Origin of the sequence: Neobacillus rhizophilus, from assembly GCF_018343535.1 — a bacterium.
GTDB lineage: Bacteria > Bacillota > Bacilli > Bacillales > Cytobacillaceae > Neobacillus > Neobacillus rhizophilus.
In genome coordinates this window covers 44,896-59,743 of record NZ_JAGYPF010000001.1, presented here as the reverse complement: position 1 = coordinate 59,743, position 14,848 = coordinate 44,896, and the positions used below count along the sequence as shown (strand labels likewise).

The window sequence follows — 14,848 nt, the reverse complement described above, 5'->3', positions numbered from 1 at the left end:
CTCACAAGGGGGCTTCTTTTCTATTAATCTTTTAAAACCTATGCTTTTACAAGCAGGCTTTTAATTTCTTCGGTAAGCATTGGTACCACTTCAAATAAGTCTCCGACAATTCCGTAATCAGCCACTTTAAAAATATTGGCCTCCGGATCTTTATTGATGGCAACCACCACTTTGGAGTTGGACATTCCCGCAAGATGCTGGATCGCCCCGGAGATTCCGCAGGCAATGTAGAGGTCAGGTGTTACGACCTTACCTGTCTGGCCAATCTGAAGGGAATAATCACAGTATTCTGCATCACATGCACCGCGTGAAGCACCAACCGCACCGCCAAGGACATCTGCAAGTTCTTGAAGCGGCTTGAAACCTTCTACACTTTTCACACCACGTCCGCCTGAAATAATTACTTTTGCTTCTGTTAAGTCAACGCCCTGGATTGCTTTCTTCGCTACCTCTCGGATGATGGTACGCAGATCCTTGATTTCTACTGAAACAGAGGACACTTCACCAGTACGTGACGCATCTTTTTCAAGCGGTGCAATATTATTTGGACGGATGGAAGCAAAAATTAAACCGTCCGTGACAATTTTCTTTTCAAATGCTTTACCGGAATAGATTGGGCGGGTAAATACAACATTCCCTCCCGCTGCTTCAATCGCCACGGCATCGGAAATCAACCCGGAACCAAGCTTGCTGGCAACCTTTGGCGATAGGTCCTTACCAAGCGCCGTGTGGCCAAAAATTATCGCATCCGGCTGTTCCTGTTCCACGACAGCAAGGATTGCCTGGGAAAAGCCATCTGGCGTGTAGCTAGCAAGCTTAGGGTTTTCCACTACGACAGCCCGGTCTGCGCCATACTGAATCATCTCTGGTGCCAGATTTCCCACGGATTCTCCAAGCAACACAGCAACTACTTCGCCACCTTCTGCAACGGTTTTCGCTGCGGCGATCCCTTCAAATGATACATTTCTTAATTCCCCTTCACGGATTTCTCCAAGAACGATTACTTTTCTAGTCATAGTCATGTCCCTCCCTAAATTACTTTCGCTTCCGAATGCAGCAGTGTTACTAATTCTTTTACCTGATTTTGAAGCTCTCCTTCAAGAACGCGGCCGGCTTCTTTTTTCGGCGGCAGATAAATTTCGATTGTTTTTGTTTTCGCTTCGACATCGTCTTCTTCTAAATCGAGGTCGTCAAGCTCCAATTCCTCAAGAGGCTTTTTCTTTGCTTTCATAATTCCAGGTAAGGATGGATAGCGCGGTTCATTTAAACCCTGTTGCGCAGTTACCAAAAGTGGCAGCGATGTTTCAATCGTCTCAGAGCTTCCTTCAACGTCCCTGACGATATTGACGTTCTGGCCGTCTACTTCGATTTTTGTAATGGTGGTGACATAAGGTATATCTAACAGGTCAGCAACACGCGGTCCGACTTGGCCACTGCCGCCATCAATTGCAACATTTCCAGCAAAAATCAGGTCCGCATCCTTATCCTTCAGGTATTCAGCCAAGATTTTTGCAGTTGTAAATTCGTCGCCTGTTTCAAGGTCGTCCTCTGTATTAATTAACACGGCTTTGTCTGCTCCCATTGCAAGCGCTGTGCGCAGCTGCTTTTCCGCATCTTCCCCGCCAACTGAAACGACGGTTACTTCCCCGCCTTGGTTATCGCGGATTTGGATCGCTTCCTCTACACCGTACTCATCATATGGATTGATAATAAATTCAGCCCCGTCCTCCTGGATGGCTCCTTTTGAGACGACAATTTTTTCCTCGGTATCAAATGTTCTTTTTAACAACACATAAATATTCATGTTCATATCCCTCCTCTTAAACTTTTGCTGGGGCGGCATCGTAAGAGTAAAATCCTTTGCCTGTTTTTCTTCCCAGTTCACCTTTTTCAACTTTTTCCTGAACAATCCTCGAAGGTTTGTCCCTCTCGTCGCCGCTCTCCTGGTAACGCTGCATGCGGACGAGGTAATTGACATCAAGTCCGGTTAAATCCATTAGGGCAAATGGGCCAATTGGATGGTTGAGTGCTTTTTTGACAACTAGGTCGATGTCTTCGTGGCTTGCAATACCATTTTCGAGAAGGAACAATGCCTCGTCCATCAGCTTCCCTAAAATCCTGTTGGCGACAAAACCGGATATTTCTTTATTCAGCAAGACTGGAAGCTTATTGATAGACTTCACAAACTCCATTGCCGTTTCGGCCGTCTCGGCAGAAGTGTGCGGCCCACGGACCACTTCGACAAGCTCCATCACGAGCGCTGGATTGAAGAAATGGACATTACACACTTGATCCGGCCTGTCAGTTGCATCAGCAATTTTCGAACTAACGATCGTTGAGCTGTTGGTGGCAAGAATCGCGTGGGCTGGTGTGATTTTATCAAGCTTTGAAAATAGCTCTCTTTTAATCTCCAATTTTTCAACGATCGCTTCGATAACAAAATCGGCATCGCTTAGTTCTTCTAATGAAGTGGTGAACGCGATTCGGCTGAAGGCTGCTTCTACTGTTTCCGCGGTCAGCCTTCCTTTTGCCACCCTTTTTTGCATTTGTTCATCAAGAATTTGTCTTCCTTTTTCAAGGCTTTCTGCACTTACATCCTGGAGCGTGACGGTATAGCCGCCGAGCGCACACACCATGGCAATTTGTGCCCCCATGGTCCCGGCGCCAACGACGCCGACTTTCCTAATTTCAGCTGGCATGATTCTGCTCTCCTCTCTCTAGCTCTTCTTTGACTAGGAGCCTTTTTAATAGTTTCCCAACTGTGTTTCTCGGAAGCGCCTCGCGCACTTCAAACACTTTTGGAACTTTGTATGGCGTTAATTTTGAATAGCAATATCCCTTCAGTTCATCGAGATCGATTTCCCTCCCGCTTTTAGTGACAATAAATGCTTTGACGATTTCCCCGTGCACTTCGTGGGGAATGCCAACAACGGCTGCTTCCTCGATATCTGGGTGTTCATAAAGGACACCCTCCACCTCTTGAGGGTAAATATTGAATCCACCGACAATAATCATTTCTTTTTTGCGGCCGACGATGTAAAAATAGCCATCATCATCCATCATCGCGAGGTCTCCCGTATGAAGCCATCCGTCCTGGAGTGCTGCACTTGTCTCTTCTTGGTTGTTCCAGTAACCTTTCATAATTTGCGGGCCTTTGATTAACAGCTCCCCAATACTTTTCGGACCAACCTCGTTGTTTTGTTCATCCACAATCATACAATCCGTATCAAGCAAGGGAATCCCAATACTTCCAACCTTCCGTATTCCAAAAGGCGGATTGCGGTGTGTGGTAGGCGATGCTTCCGACAACCCGAATCCTTCGGATATTTTTGCACCCGTTAGTCCCTCAAATCCTTTGAGCACTTCTACCGGCAGCGGCGCAGAACCGGATGAACAAAATTTCAAGCAGTTCAAGCTATAATCTTTGATTACTGGGTGGTTCACGAAAGAAATATACATTTTGGGTACACCTGGAAAAAATGTAGGTTGATATTGTTCAATTTTTTCCAGAACATGATTGATTTCAAATTTCCTGAACAACAAAATTTTGGCACCAATATAGATTCCGAGATTCATAGCACTTGTCATGGCGTACACGTGATACAAAGGGGTTGCAGCGAGAATGGTCTCCTCACCGCGAACCATGTTCTCCCCATACATATGAAGACTTTGAATCACATTGGCAACCAGGTTGTAATGGGTGAGCATGGCCCCTTTCATTTTCCCGGAAGTGCCACCGGTATATTGAATGACCGCAATATCTTCCCTGACGTCTATTTCCACAGGTGCATTGATTGGTTCTGAAAATGGAATTAGCAAATCCAGAGTTTTACACTCTTCTGAGTGCAAATCTTCAAATTGTGAGCCAATAATGTACCGAAAGGGATAGACTTCGTTTACATCGAGAATGGTTTTTCTAGACTTTGGATCCCCTACAATATAGGATACCTGCGAGTCATTAACGATTTGCAATAGCTCTCTTGGCGTATACAATGGATTGATTTGCACGACCGTTAGCCCGAGTGCTTGTGCAGCATAATAACAAATAATATAATCTGGATGATTGGCAAGCATTAAGCCGATCCGCTCGCCTTTTTGGAAGCCCATCTCCAGCCAAGCGCCTGCCAGCCTGTCGACCTGATCCTTCAGGTCTTGAAAAGTGACATGTTCATCCTCGAAAATAATTGCTGTTTTATCCCTATATTTTTGGACGGATTCTTCCAGCATGCGGTAAAGCGGAATTTCCGGAATTTCGACACTGGCATTGTGTTCGTAATATTTTGCCCATGGCCGGTTGCTTAATCGTCGCAATAATGTTGCACCTCCTTTTGAAGCATTGAATTAAATATGGTTTCGGGCAATACTCTCGGATAAACAGCTTTTTCTCTCGGATAGAATGGAAATACTCTCGCATAAGTTCGATTTTCTCTCGGATAAACCCGATTTACTCTCGCAGGACGTTTTTACTCTCGAATAGGCAAGAAATACTCTCGCATAAGCTCGATTTTCTCTCGGATAAACCCGATTTACTCTCGCAAGACGTTTTTACTCTCGATTAGGCAAGAAATACTCTCGCATAAGCTCGATTTTCTCTCGGATAAACCCGATTTACTCTCGCAAGACGTTTTTCAGGCCGAGAGGACGAGCCCTAAAGAGTACTTCCCCCATCCACAGCCAAAACCTGCCCCGTCACAAAATCACTTGCAGGACTGGCGAAGTAAAGCGCTGCTCCCATTAGGGCGTGGTCATCACCGATTCTGCCGAGCGGATTGTGCTTTTTAATTTCCTCTCCACGTTCTGCCAGCACATGTTTCGTCATTTTTGATGGGAAGAATCCCGGTGCAATGGCATTTACATAAATTTGATGACGGGCCCATTTTCTCGCAAGGTCTTTTGTAAAATGATGAACGGCTGCCTTGCTCGTGCTGTAGCCAATGGCATTCAGCACTTCAGGCGGTTCCGCCTTGATGCCAGCGACCGATCCAATGTTAATAATTTTGCCTGACCTGCGCTCAATCATTTGTTTGCCGACTGCTTTTGTCACTAGAAACATCCCGGTCAGGTTGACGTTCATGACTTTTTCCCAAGCCTCTAAAGGCATTTCTTCAACCGGTGCTCCCCAGGTGGCGCCGCTGTTGTTGACAAGGATGTCAATTTGGCCAAAATCAGAGAGAATCTGGTTTACCAACTCGTTGACTTCGTTTTCACTTTGGATATTGCAGGAATAACCTTTTGCCTTGACACCATACTTTTCTTCTAAATACTGTGCTGTTTCCTCGCACTGGTCTAGATGCCGCGAACAGACGGCGATGTGGCAACCGGAGGAAGCGTATGCCTCAGCGATTTGCCGGCCAAGGCCTCTTCCTCCGCCCGTGATAAAAGCAACCTTATTTTCGATATTAAACAATTCTTTTTGCATGCTCTTCCCCCATCTTAATTTTCTTCTAGGATTCTTCTTGCGATAATTAGACGCTGGATTTCGTTTGTACCTTCATAAATCTTTGTGATCCTAGCGTCACGGTAGAAGCGTTCGACTGGATAGTCAGATACATACCCCATACCGCCATGTATTTGAACGGCTTTGTCGGCCACTCTGTTAAACACTTCAGAAGCAAATAATTTTGCCATCGATGCTTCCTTGATCACTCTCTTGCCTTCATCAATCATCATCGCCGCTTTTAAGGTAAGGGCTCTTGCTGCCTCTGTTTCGGTAGCCATATCAGCAAGCATCCACTGAATAGCTTGGTTTTCGGCAATTGGTTTTTTAAATTGGACTCTTTGCTTTGCATAGGAGGCGGATAACTCAATTAACTTGTCGCAGGAACCGACGGACCGTGCGGCCAACCCTACGCGGCCTTCGCCAAGGATTTTTAACGCGGACATATAGCCCATGCCGACTTCACCAATGACATTTTCTTCAGGAACTACGCAGTCTTCAAAAATTAACTGTGCAGTATAGGAACCGCGCAAGCCCATTTTTTTATCCTTCTTGCCTACAGTGAAGCCTGGAAAATTCTTTTCTAGGAGGAAAGCAGTAATGCCGCCTTTGGCACCTTTTTCAGGGTCTGTTAATGCAAAAACGGTAAAGACATCAGCGACCGGTGCATTGGTTATGAAATGCTTTGTCCCGTTCAAAATCCAGTTACTGCCCTTTTTCTCGGCACGAGTTGCTAGATTAGTAGCATCTGACCCAGCTCCTGGTTCAGAAAGTGCGAATGCGGCAATTTTTCGGCCGGCGGCCATATCTGGAAGGTATTTTTGCTTCAGATAATCTGAAGCTAGCTTCACAAGTCCGGTCGAACCGATACCTGTGTGAGCACTGATTAAGCTGACGAAACCATTATGCGTACGGCCAAGCTGCTCCAGCACGACGGCCTTACCAACAGCATTGAGGCCGATGCCGCCGTATTCCTCTGGAATGCTGATTCCGAATAACCCTAAGTCTTTTGCCTGCTCAACCAAGTGCTGAGGAATGCGGTCTTCATCCTCAATCACCTGAGCGTATGGTTCAACTTCTTTTTCAACAAAGTTTCGAACCATTTGTTTCATTTGTTCAATTTCTTGTGGAAGTGTCACTAACATATGTATTTCCTCCTCTTTTTAGTTTCTGAATAAAATAGATGCAAGAACCGTGCCAACATTGGAAACGCTTTAAAATAAATATTTTGAACCTTTTTATAATTTAAATGATTCATTTTTGAATTAAAGAAAGGGCCAAAGTATAGTTAATTCCTGTGATTCATTTTTGAATTAAAAAATCAATTTTAAATCAAAAATAAAACCACCCATAACAGGCGGTTTGGTAGATTAAAAATTTAAGTTGTATTTCTTTAATTTCCGCACGATGGTTGGCTGGCTGCTGTCCAGTGCTTCCGCTAATTCATAGGTGGTCCGATATTTTTTCAGTGCCAGTTTGAGAAGCTGCTCCTCCGCCATTTCCGCCGCCTGCTTCAAAGTCATCAATTCATTGATAGGAATGGCCTGCATTTCCGTTTTTCGATAATCGACTGGTAAATGATCAACGGTTAAGATTGATTCTTCTGTAACAAGGCACATTCTCTCAATCAAATTGGACAATTCACGGACATTCCCCGGCCAGCCATAATTATAAAAGAACTCTTTGAGACCCGAGGAGAGTTGTTTTTTCAAGGAATATTTGCTATTCATTACCTCCAGGAAATAATCGACGAGCGGCAGAATATCGGCCTTTCTATCGCTGAGCGGTGGAATGGAAATGGGAATCACATTCAAACGATAAAATAAGTCCTCGCGAAACTTCCCGTCCGCTACCATTTCCTTTAAATTTCTGTTGGTAGCAGCAATGATGCGCACATCCACTTTCTTAGGGACCGTTCCGCCGATCCGCTGCACTTCCCGCTCCTGGATGACCCTTAGCAGTTTCACCTGCAAGTGAAGCGGAAGCTCACCCACTTCATCCAGGAAAAGGACGCCATCATTGGCAAGCTCAAACATACCCGCCTTTCCTTTGCCACTCGCTCCAGTGAAGGCACCGGCCTCATAGCCAAACAATTCCGATTCGAGCAAATCCGGAGGAATGGCACCGCAATTGATTTTAATCATTTGGCCTCTCCGGCTTCGTTCACTATTGTCAAATATATAGCGGGCCAGGACATCTTTCCCTGTTCCTGTTTCACCAAGAATCAGCACGGTTGCATCGACATTGGCGATGCGCTCTGCTGTCTCATAAATTTTCTGCAACTGCTCACTCCGGATAACCACACCACTTTTTGTAAATGATTTGCCTTTCAGTCGTTCAATTTCTTCTTTATAACTATTATTCAACTGATTTGCTTTTGTCAGTGCGGCCTGCAGGTCATTTAGCTCTGATAGGTCGCGGATATTGGTGACAATACTTTCGATTTCTCCATTTTCATCAAGAACAGGACTGCCGGTCAAAAGCACTTCCCTGCCTTTAAAATTTTGCTGGACTAAAGACACGCTTCGCTTTTTCTCTAGGACCTGATGGGTGACGGAATTTTTTAAAATTCCCCTTTTTATCAAGTCATCGACTTTTTTGCCAATATAATATTCCTTTGGAATCCCGGTCAGCCTTTCAATCGCCGAATTTGTTTTAACGGTAATGCCTTCTTTATTGGTAATATAAATCCCGTCATACATATTCTCAATAACCGCATTAAGCTCACGGTTTACTTTATTGGCTTCCTTTAGTTCCTTGATCAAGGAAGTCAGTTCAGTAGAAAAGGTGCCGATATAGCCGATATTCTCAGAATCAGGGAAAAGGCTTTTGATAAAAATCCAATCCTTACCCTCCAATGATGCATGAACAAGCTGCCCTCCCCTTAACTCTACCCAGGTATCAAAGACCTCCTGGATACATTTTCCTGAAAACGGAATGTGCTTTTTAAAAATTTCATTGCGATATAAGATGCGATTATCGGACGCAGTGATAAAAAACGGAAACGGAAGTTGGTCGATGATGACTGCCTCCATGAAATCACCTCAAAAAATTGTTATAATTATAATTTCTATGATAGGTTGAAAATTCCTCTTGGGGTATTTTTTCTATTTATACACCTTCATAATACCAAGTACCATTATGCAAACTTTTTGTGCACTGATTTTTAAAATAAAGATATTCCAGGTGTGCTAATGTTTCACCAACAGCAAAGCGTGTTTCGTGAATGTTTAAATTTTGAAACAAATGCCCGTTAACTTCGTAGATGGTCCTTGGTTGTTTCAGCACCTCACAGACTTTTTCCAATCGCTCCTGATGATGTGCCAATAATTCATCGATTCTCTGGTTGGCTCCTTGAAAAGGTTTGCCATGGGAAGGGATGACGTACTCTGCATCCAATACTTTTATTTTTTCAAGAGATTGAAAAAATGCTTCTAATGGATTGCGGATACCCCGGAACCAATAAGAGATATTTGGCGAAATTCTCGGCAAAATATGGTCCGTTGAAAAAAGAATACTATGTTCCTTGTTAAAAAGGCTAATTAATCCATCTGAGTGTCCCGGGGTGAAAATCACCTCGTATTCATAACGGCCGAAAGGGATTTTCATTCCCTCAATGAGATGACGGTTTACTGTAGGATAAGGTTTTACTTTAGCATTAAAACTATTTTCATCTGATATTAGAATCATGGATAAATCATCAGGAAAACCAAAGGTATCATAATGCTGCTTCATTTCAGCGATCGATTCTGGTTCCCAGCAGTCTAGTCCTGTCTTTGCATCCACTTCGGTCATCCAAACTTCGGCGTTGGTTAATTGCTGTAAAGTCCCGGCATAGCCAAAATGGTCGGGATGATAATGGGTAATGATAATATCTTGGACATCATGTTTTTCAATAATTGGCGTCCAGATATCCCTGGAAACCTCCGTGTTTAAACCTGCATCGATGATAGTCCATCCATTTGCTCCCTCGGCTAAAAAACAATTCACGTGATTTAAACGAAAAGGAAGCGGGACGGTTACTTGTGTGACTCCTATTTCTGTAAGCAAAATTTACGACTCCTTTCTGGTACTTTCTAATTCTCTTAAAACAGTTTTTAGAATTTTTCCTGCCGCATTCCGTGGCAATTCCTCCAAAAATTCAACATAGCGCGGTTTTTTGTAGCTGGCTAAGGCACTTGAACAAAAGTTGATGACCTCTTGTTCAGTTAACCTTTTCCCATTGCGCAGGACAATTAACGCTTTTACAGTCTCGCCCCATTTAGGGTCCGAGACACCAATAACTGCAGCATCAAGAACATCAGGGTGGGTATATAATACCTCTTCAATTTCTTTCGGATAAATATTCTCACCGCCGCTGATAATCATGTCCTTTTTACGGTCAACAACGGAAATATATCCCTCTTCATCTGTCACTGCCAAATCGCCGCTGTGCAGCCATCCGCCTCGAAACGCTTCCGCTGTTGCCTCAGGATTTTTATAATAGCCCTTCATAACCGTCGGACCTCTGAAAATAATTTCGCCAACCTGTCCCGGTTCAACATCGAGCATCCGCTCATCAACAACCCGAATCTCGACATTGGTAAAAGACAATCCCACCGAGCCAGATTTATTTAAGGAATCGGTAGGTTTTAGCGTTGTAGTTCCAGGAGAGGTTTCTGTCTGGCCGTAAGTATCAAAAACTCCTGCATTTGGGAAATGCTTCATGAGTCGTTTTTTCAATTCTAATGGTGTGGAAGCAGCAGCAGTACAAAGAACCCGCAAACTTGAAACATCAAATTCTAAGAATCTCGGATGTTCCAATAACATATTCCACATGGAAGGGACCATGAAACTATACGTAATCCTCTCAGCTTCAAAGGTTTCCAATACGCGTTCCGGTTCAAATTTATCATGAAAAATAGACCTTCCTCCCATGAGAATCACCATGGAGAAGGCAGAAATCCCGCCAATATGGAACATCGGAGTCGTAATTAATTGGACCTCATCCTTTGTAAGGCCGAATTCAAGAGAATAGTTCATGGCATTCATATAAACATTCTTATGTGATAGGACAGCACCCTTTGGTTTGCCTGTTGTCCCGGATGTATAGCAAATTAAGAAATCATCATCATCTTCAAGCTCAACCAAACTTGGAGTATATGGATTGGCAAAAATTTGATTATATGGATAATGGGAATCATTATGTAGGCTGTTATCATCAACCACAACAATTTCTTCTAGGTTCAGAAGATGGTTTTTTATAGTTTCTATCGTAGAAACAAGTTTGTTGTCAACCACGATCATTTTTGCTTCAGAGTTTGTGAGAATATACTCAATTTCAGCTGGCTGTAACCGGAAGTTAATCGGAACAGCGACAGCCCCTATTTTGGCTAAGGCATATAAACACTCTGCATACTCAATCCGATTAAACAGTAATAAGGCAACCTTATCACCCTTTTGAATACCTTTGAATTGGAGCCATCCAGCCAGGACGTTGACCCGATTATTTAGATCTTCATAGGTTACCCACACCTCATTGCTCACTAATGCAATCTTATTGGGAAACCTTCTTGTTGACCGCTCAAGCATTTGGTCTACTAACAATTGTCTTGATCGAATGAAATCTATCATGGTATCGCTCCTTAACTGACAAAAAGTTTAAAATTGAAAGGTTACTATATTAAAATTCCATTTATAATCGAAAATCCCTCCATTTATCGTAATTTTCAAAAAAATATTTTTAAATAAAGGGCCGGATCCCGCTATGATTGTAATCCGGAAACTTGACAGGTCAGACCCCTTAAGAGAAGTTTTCTTTAACTCTAAAGAATTATATCGGCAATATTTTCCATGATAGTTTCAGCTTTTTGTAGGTTTACCCTTGCTATTCGAATTTCCTTGTACCACCGCTCGATTGGCAGGTCACCGGCGAACCCCGAACCGCCGTGTATTTGCACAATATCATCGATGACTTTTGAAGCAGTTTCGGTTGCCTGCAGTTTTGCCATTTGTGCTGCAAGCTGCCAATTCTGTTCCTTTGATTCTATTTTTTTGGCTGCATCGCTTACCATTAATCTTGCAGCCTGTAGATTCAAAAATGATTTTGCCAGCATGGTACGGATAGTTGGAAATTCAGCTAGCGGTTTCCCTCTAGTAATTCGTATCATTGCATATTGTTTCCCAAATTCAAGCGCTTTGGTAGCTATGCCGATGCTTTTTGCACCAAGCAATACCTGTGCCTCTGCAAGCCAGTGCTGAACGAGAGCCGTGCCTTCCCCTATTGCCCCAACTCGTTGACAATCGTTGACGCGGATATTTTCCAATACAATACTGTGAGTTGATTGAACATCAATCATCACGGTTTCCTTAATACTAAGTTGATTGGCCTCCAGTAAAAATAAGGCTGGCTGATAATCGCCATTCTCTAATTGACAGTTTACAAGAATGACACCAAAGGAAGATTGAGCCATGTTTTGTATGAAAGCCTTATGGCCATTAATGATCCACTCAGTTCCGTCCTTTATAGCTGTCGTGGTCAAACTGTCAAGATGGTTATCTTCTTGTTCCTCCCATACGGCAACAAAACATCCCTTGCCCAGGCTGATGGCAGGCTTTATATATTTATCAATCTGCTCCCGCGAACATTTGTCCAAAAAACTTGGGAAATCTCCGCCAAATGCATCGCCGGCAGGATGGTAGAGTCCCAGTCTGTGCTTAGCGGCTTCCTCAAGCAAAACAGCTCTTGCTGATAAGGACAATCCTGTCCCGCCCCATTCCTGTTTAGCATGCAATGCCTGTAATCCCGCCTTTTTGGCCTCGGTTTGGAGATGGGCGACAACTTCTTCGGAAAGCTCTTTTACATACTTTTCAGGTGCATGTTCTGCGGGCAGAACATGGTCTTTGATAAAGGCATGGACGGTCTTTTTTAGTATTTCGAGCTCAATATCTACTATTGTGTTGGACATGTGTTTCACTCCTTTGTTAAAGGCTAACTCCTAAATAATCCGTGGGAATCCAATTCGCTAATAAACGGGGATAATTCGCTAATAAAACTGCTAAATTCGCTAATAAAAGTCGGAAATTCGCTAATAGACGGCTAAAATCCGCTAATAGAGAAGCTTTTTTTAGCTTAATTAAACCTTTTTATCGCAAAAGCTCCTTCCGCTGTGCTTTTGCTGCTTGTTTTAGCAGGTTTTTAATGCCCGTATCTAGTTTGCCAAAGCGTTCATCCGGTGCTTCGCCAATTTTCCAGCGGTAATAAAGTTGCTGAAGGATGACGGCAATTTTATAAAAAGCAAACGTTAGATAATAATCAATGTTGGATACGTCACGGCCGCTTTTCTTCGCATATCGTTCTAACATTTCTTTTCTGGAGAGAAAACCGGGATTGGCTGTAACGGACGTCAACCCGCTATCTTCCTCACCAGGTTCCGCCCAGTAGGCGATCGCGGAGGCTAGATCTGTCAATGGGTCCCCGATTGTACTTAATTCCCAATCAAAGACGCCGACGACTTCTCCTGGGTTGCTGGCAGAAAACATCATATTATTTAATTTAAAGTCATTATGAACGATAGATGGTGCGGGTGAAGATGGGATATTGTCAATTAACCACTTCTCTAATTTTTCAACAGAAGGAATATCATCTGTTTTCGAGTTATGGAATCGTTTAATCCAGCCATGCACCTGCCGGCTTAAGTACCCATCCGGATATCCGAAATTTTGCAGATCGGCTGCTTCATAATCTACGGCGTGCAACTGTGCCAGGGTATCCACAACAGCATTGGAAACTAGTAAGCCGGTATTTTCTCGGGTTTGAAACTCATCAGGCACGGAATCATCAATCACGACACCTTCTTTTTTCTCCATCACATAAAAGTGCCGCTCCATAATCCTTGAATCCTCACAATAAAGAAAGGGTTTAGGTGCTAATGAAAAAACGCGATTTAGTTTCTGAAGGATGACGTATTCTCTTTTCATATCATGAGCTTTAGGAGGGATGGCGCCAAACGGTGGTCTTCTTAATACTGCCTGCCAATCTCCGATTTTAATAAAGTACGTTAAGTTTGAGTATCCTGCTGAAAAAGCTTTGACCTGAATGGATTCGTCACTTAGCACGGGGATTTCCTGCTTAAGATACGCTTCAACCTTTGACCAGTTCACTTCAGTTACTTTATTTTGGAACTGCTGCTGGCTCATTCAATCTCTCCTTTTCTTGATACTCTTTTAAAACGTGTCTCGCTACGACCATGCGGTGGACCTCGTCAGCACCATCATAAATGCGGGCGGCTCTTGCTTCACGGTACAGGCCCTCGAGCGGTGTATTAGGGGTTAAACCGTACATTCCAAGAGTTTGAATGGCACGGTCAATCACATTGTTCAGTACTTGTGCACCGTAAAACTTGATGAGGGATACTTCTTTGCGGGATTCATCGCCCTGGTCCATTTTCCAAGCTGCATGCAATGTTAGGAGTCTCGAAGCTTGTATTTCTGCTTCTGAATCTGCAATATAGTTTTGAATTATTTGCGAGTCTGCTAGTGTCTTTTTACCATCTTTTTTCGTTAAGGAATAATCAATCATTTCATTTAATGAGCGGCGGGCAACACCAATCCAGCGCATGGCATGGGTAATCCGGCCAGGGCCTAAGCGCAGTTGGGCCAGCTTAAAGCCTTCGCCGCGTCTCCCGAGCATGTTTTTCTCCGGAATTCGGCAGTTTGAAAAACGGACTTCACAGTGTCCCCCGACATAATGGTCACCTAAAACAGGAACCTCGCGAACAATTTCAAAGCCTGGGTTATCGGTATCAACGATGAATAGGCTGGTTCTGTGATATGGGTCTGCAGCGGGGTCGGTCACCACCATGGCGATGGCGAAAGCAGCCCCCTCAGCTCCTGTTGTGTACCATTTATGGGCGTTTATCACCCATTCATCACCATCTTTGACAGCCGTGCCTTGAAGGGTTCTTGGATCAGAACCTGACACTTCCGGTTCGGTCATCGCAAAACAAGAGCGAATATCGTAGTTTGCGAGAGGACGTAAATATTTTTCCTTTTGATCTTCTGTTGCCGCATGTACTAGAATCTCACCGTTACCTGCATCTGGGGCCATCGAACCAAAGATATACGGTCCAATTGGACTTTGGCCAATCACCTCAGATAGCAAACCTAAAGAAACGAACCCCATTCCCATTCCGCCGTATTCCTTCGGTAAATGGGCGGCCCATAATCCGTTATCTTTTACAATTTGCTGCAAAGGCTTTAAGATTTCATCCGGCAGCCCACGATGTGGAACCATGTACTTCTCATTAGGAAATACATATTTAACCATAATTTCCGAAGCTTTATCGAGCATTCTTCGTTGTTCTTCACTTTCTGTGAAATGAAACACGATGGATCACTCCTTTTAAAAAAATAATTGGTAAGGCCAAAAAG

At 43.6% G+C, this 14,848-nt stretch carries 12 protein-coding genes; all 12 read right to left on the bottom strand.

Going from position 1 to position 14,848, the window contains the following annotated elements; all coding sequences use genetic code 11:
* Positions 1-38: 38 nt before the first annotated feature.
* On the bottom strand, positions 39-1,016 hold the full coding sequence (locus tag KHA99_RS00330; protein ID WP_213115450.1) for an electron transfer flavoprotein subunit alpha/FixB family protein: 978 nt from the start codon (positions 1,014-1,016) through the stop codon (positions 39-41).
* Between the two features lie 14 nt (positions 1,017-1,030).
* The gene (locus KHA99_RS00325) at positions 1,031-1,804 is read right to left on the bottom strand and encodes an electron transfer flavoprotein subunit beta/FixA family protein (RefSeq protein WP_213115449.1); all 774 of its coding nucleotides are present in this window, start codon (positions 1,802-1,804) and stop codon (positions 1,031-1,033) included.
* A 16-nt stretch (positions 1,805-1,820) separates the two neighbouring features.
* Positions 1,821-2,699 carry a 3-hydroxyacyl-CoA dehydrogenase family protein gene (locus KHA99_RS00320; protein WP_249366375.1) on the bottom strand — a complete coding sequence of 293 codons (879 nt, stop codon included), beginning with the start codon at positions 2,697-2,699 and terminating at the stop codon, positions 1,821-1,823.
* The gene (locus tag KHA99_RS00315; protein WP_249366374.1) at positions 2,689-4,311 is read right to left on the bottom strand and encodes a long-chain-fatty-acid--CoA ligase; all 1,623 of its coding nucleotides are present in this window, start codon (positions 4,309-4,311) and stop codon (positions 2,689-2,691) included. The genes KHA99_RS00320 and KHA99_RS00315 overlap by 11 nt, the downstream gene beginning before the upstream one ends.
* Before the next feature lie 337 nt (positions 4,312-4,648).
* Positions 4,649-5,419, bottom strand: coding sequence for an SDR family oxidoreductase (locus KHA99_RS00310; RefSeq protein WP_213115448.1), 771 nt, complete (start codon positions 5,417-5,419; stop codon positions 4,649-4,651).
* 14 nt (positions 5,420-5,433) lie between these two features.
* The gene (locus KHA99_RS00305; protein WP_213115447.1) at positions 5,434-6,582 is read right to left on the bottom strand and encodes an acyl-CoA dehydrogenase family protein; all 1,149 of its coding nucleotides are present in this window, start codon (positions 6,580-6,582) and stop codon (positions 5,434-5,436) included.
* 225 nt (positions 6,583-6,807) lie between these two features.
* Positions 6,808-8,472 carry a sigma-54 interaction domain-containing protein gene (locus KHA99_RS00300; RefSeq protein WP_213115446.1) on the bottom strand — a complete coding sequence of 555 codons (1,665 nt, stop codon included), beginning with the start codon at positions 8,470-8,472 and terminating at the stop codon, positions 6,808-6,810.
* A 76-nt stretch (positions 8,473-8,548) separates the two neighbouring features.
* Positions 8,549-9,487, bottom strand: a complete 939-nt coding sequence (locus KHA99_RS00295; RefSeq protein WP_213115445.1) for an MBL fold metallo-hydrolase — start codon at positions 9,485-9,487, stop codon at positions 8,549-8,551.
* 3 nt (positions 9,488-9,490) lie between these two features.
* Complete coding sequence (locus tag KHA99_RS00290; RefSeq protein WP_213115444.1) at positions 9,491-11,050, bottom strand: class I adenylate-forming enzyme family protein; 1,560 nt, start codon at positions 11,048-11,050, stop codon at positions 9,491-9,493.
* Between the two features lie 191 nt (positions 11,051-11,241).
* Complete coding sequence (locus KHA99_RS00285; RefSeq protein ID WP_213115443.1) at positions 11,242-12,384, bottom strand: acyl-CoA dehydrogenase family protein; 1,143 nt, start codon at positions 12,382-12,384, stop codon at positions 11,242-11,244.
* A gap of 178 nt (positions 12,385-12,562) precedes the next feature.
* On the bottom strand, positions 12,563-13,615 hold the full coding sequence (locus KHA99_RS00280; RefSeq protein WP_213115442.1) for a phosphotransferase family protein: 1,053 nt from the start codon (positions 13,613-13,615) through the stop codon (positions 12,563-12,565).
* Positions 13,590-14,804, bottom strand: coding sequence for an acyl-CoA dehydrogenase family protein (locus KHA99_RS31295; protein WP_213115441.1), 1,215 nt, complete (start codon positions 14,802-14,804; stop codon positions 13,590-13,592). The genes KHA99_RS00280 and KHA99_RS31295 overlap by 26 nt, the downstream gene beginning before the upstream one ends.
* Between the last annotated feature and the right edge of the window lie 44 nt (positions 14,805-14,848).